At 74.1% G+C, this 3034-nt stretch carries 4 protein-coding genes; 3 read left to right on the top strand and 1 reads right to left on the bottom strand.

Annotation, left to right across the window (positions count from 1 at the left end; genetic code table 11):
* From V7793_RS35755 to V7793_RS35765, 3 genes are all read left to right on the top strand, one after another.
* Positions 1 to 1002 (top strand): aminotransferase-like domain-containing protein (locus tag V7793_RS35755; protein WP_336013846.1); only part of this gene is annotated, 1002 nt, incomplete at its 5' end.
* Between the two features lie 248 nt (positions 1003 to 1250).
* A complete protein-coding gene (locus tag V7793_RS35760; RefSeq protein ID WP_336013847.1) occupies positions 1251 to 1613 on the top strand; it encodes a hypothetical protein in 363 nt (120 codons plus the stop codon).
* A gap of 4 nt (positions 1614 to 1617) precedes the next feature.
* Entirely contained in the window at positions 1618 to 2808 is a 1191-nt protein-coding gene (locus V7793_RS35765; RefSeq protein ID WP_336013848.1) for a glutathionylspermidine synthase family protein, read from the top strand.
* 27 nt (positions 2809 to 2835) lie between these two features.
* On the opposite strand, the gene V7793_RS35770 is transcribed toward V7793_RS35765, so the two are convergent.
* Positions 2836 to 3034 (bottom strand): DUF4865 family protein (locus tag V7793_RS35770; RefSeq protein ID WP_336013849.1); only part of this gene is annotated, 199 nt, incomplete at its 5' end.

Genomic DNA, 3034 nt, shown 5'->3' on the forward strand with positions numbered 1-3034 from the left:
AACGACGCGTTCGGGCACGTCGACGAGCGGGGCCGGATCGAGCTGCGGACCGCCCTCGCCGGCTACCTGGCGCGGGCCCGCGGCGTGCACGCGGACCCGGAGCGGATCGTGGTGTGCTCGGGGTTCACGCAGGGGCTGGCGCTGGTGAGCCGGGTGCTGCGGGAGCGCGGGACGCGGGAGATGGGGGTGGAGGAGTACGGGCTGTGGTTCCACCGGGAGGCGCTGGAGCGGGCGGGGCTGCAGTGCCTGCCGATGCCGCTGGACGATCAGGGTGCCGACGTCGGCGTGCTGGAGGGCGGCAAGGCGGCCGTCCGGTCGGTGCTGATCACCCCGGCGCACCAGTTCCCCACCGGCGTGCCCCTGCACCCCGACCGGCGCGCCGCGGTCGTCGACTGGGCGGCCCGTACCGGCGGGACGATCCTGGAGGACGACTACGACGGCGAGTTCCGCTACGACCGGCAGCCGGTGGGCTGCCTGCAGGGCCTCAGTCCGGAGCGCATCGTCTACTTCGGCACCGCGAGCAAGGCCCTCGCACCGGGGCTGCGGCTGGCGTGGATGGTCCTGCCGGAGCACCTCGACGGCGAGGTGCTGGTCCACAAGCGGGCGGGGGAGTGGAGCTCGGGCGCCCTGGAGCAGCTGACGCTCGCGGAGTTCATCACGTCCGGGGCGTACGACCGGCACGTCCGCGCGATGCGGCTGCGGTACCGGCGGCGGCGCGACCGGCTCGTGGAGGTCCTCGCCGAGCGCGCCCCGCACATCAAGGTCACCGGCATCGCGGCGGGCCTGCACGCCGTCCTCGAACTGCCGCCGGGCACGGAGCACCCCACCCTGCAGGCCGCGGCGTGGGAGGGCCTGGCCCTGGAGGGCCTCTCCCGCCTGCGCTGCACCCCGGCCCCGGACCCCGCCCCCAGCGGCCTCATCGTCGGCTACGGCACCCCGCCGGACCACGCGTTCCCGGGCGCGCTGGAGGCGCTGCTGAGGGTCCTGCCGCCGGCGGAGTGACGACCGGCCCCGGGGACGGGCGCCAGGGCGAAGCCCGCCGAAACGCACCGCCGGACCCGGCGCGCAGAGCATCCCCAGGAGCACCGTCCGACTGTAGGCCGCCCCGCCGTACGGCGTCCGGAAGTGCCCCTTAGGGTGAGGGGCCTCGTCGCACGCCAGTGCGGGAGTGGAAACCGCCGGCGACACAGCAGGCGAAACACCGGAAACACCAGAAACACCAGAAGCAGAACATGACGGGGGTCATCTGCATGACGGAAAAGACGGGCAGGACGCGGCGCAGGCTGCGCTCGTCCACGGTCGTCCTCGGCGGGATGGGCGCGCTCGCCGCGGCCCTGACCTCCTGCGGCTCCGAGCCGGACAAGCGCTGCGTCGACCCGAACAGCTACGACGTCGCGCGCGGCGGCTACCGGGTCGTCGACTCCAAGGCGTGCAAGAGCAAGGGCGGCGGCAGCGGGAACGGCGGCGGCAGCGGCGGCAGCAGCTCGGCGGGCCGCTGGTACTACGGCTCGGACAAGTCCGGCGGCTACGCCGGGAGCGGCACCTTCAGCAAGAGCCAGGCCGCCGACCGCGGCGGCTTCGGCTGCTCGAACTCCGGCTCCGGCGGCGGCTGACCCGATGCGCCGCCACCGCACCGAGCCCCGCCCCGGCTGGCAGGCCACCGTCGAGGAGCAGGGCGTGATCTACCCCCTGACCCGCCTCCCCGACGGCTCCCTGCGCCCGTACTGGGACGAGAGCGCGTACTACTCCTTCACGCTCGCCGAGGTCGAGGAGCTGGAGGAGACGGTCGCGGAGCTGCACGAGATGTGCACGGCCGCGGCCGCGCACATCGTCGAGCACGACCGCTTCGCCGACCTCGGCCTCACCGACCCGGCGCTGACCGCCCTGATCGCCGAGTCCTGGCGCCGCCGCGGCGAACTCCCCTCCGTCTACGGCCGCTTCGACCTGCGCCACGACGGCGGCGGCCGCCCGGCCAAGCTGCTGGAGTACAACGCCGACACGCCCACCTCCCTGGTGGAGGCGGCGAGCGCCCAGTGGTTCTGGATGGAGGACCGCTTCCCCGGTCTCGACCAGTGGAACTCCCTGCACGAGCGCCTCGTCGACGCCTGGAAGCGGCAGGCGCCGCTGCTGCCGCCCGGCACGCCGCTGTACTTCGCGCACTCGGCCGGCGACGAGCTCGGCGAGGACCTGATGACGGTCGCCTACCTGCGCGAGACCGCCGAGCAGGCCGGCCTGGACACCCGGGCGATCTCCATGGAGAACATCGGCTGGGACCCCCTCTCCGGGCGCTTCGTCGACGAGCGGTACGCCTTCATCCGCTCCTGCTTCAAGCTCTACCCGTGGGAGTGGCTGACGACCGACCGCTTCGGCTCCAACGCCCTGGACACCCTCGACAACGGCGGCGGTACGGGATCCACGCTGTGGATCGAGCCGGCGTGGAAGATGCTGCTGTCCAACAAGGCGCTCCTGGCGATCCTGTGGGAGCTCCACCCCGGCCACCCCAACCTGCTCCCCGCCTACCTCGACGGCCCGCGGGAGCTCGCCCGCGACGGCGGCTGGGTCGCCAAGCCGCTGCTGGGCCGGGAAGGCGCCGGCATCACCGTCCACGAGGCGGGCACCGACCCGGTGCCGCGGGACGAGCCGTGCTGCTACCAGCAGCTGTGCCCGCTCCCGGACTTCGACGGCAACCGCACGGTCCTCGGCGCGTGGGTCGTCGACGGCGAGCCGGCCGGGCTGGGCATCAGGGAGTCGGCGGGGCTCATCACCGACGAGTACGCGCGGTTCGTCCCGCACGTGATCGACGGCTGAACACCCGGCGGCCGGCGGCCCGGGCGGTCAGCGCTCCGGCGTGGACAGGCGCAGCACCTCGTACCGCTCGGTGGCGTCCTCGCCGTCCGGGACGGCCTCCTGCCACAGCACGAAGCGCAGCAGCTGCCAGTGGTGCGGGTCGACGGCGAGCGCGGCCGTGTGCACGCCGTCGTGCCCGGCGGCCAGTTCGCGCAGCGCCGCGGTCTCCGCCGCCACCGCTTCGGCC

It is taken from the genome of Streptomyces sp. KLMMK, from assembly GCF_036961605.1.
GTDB lineage: Bacteria > Actinomycetota > Actinomycetes > Streptomycetales > Streptomycetaceae > Streptomyces > Streptomyces telluris.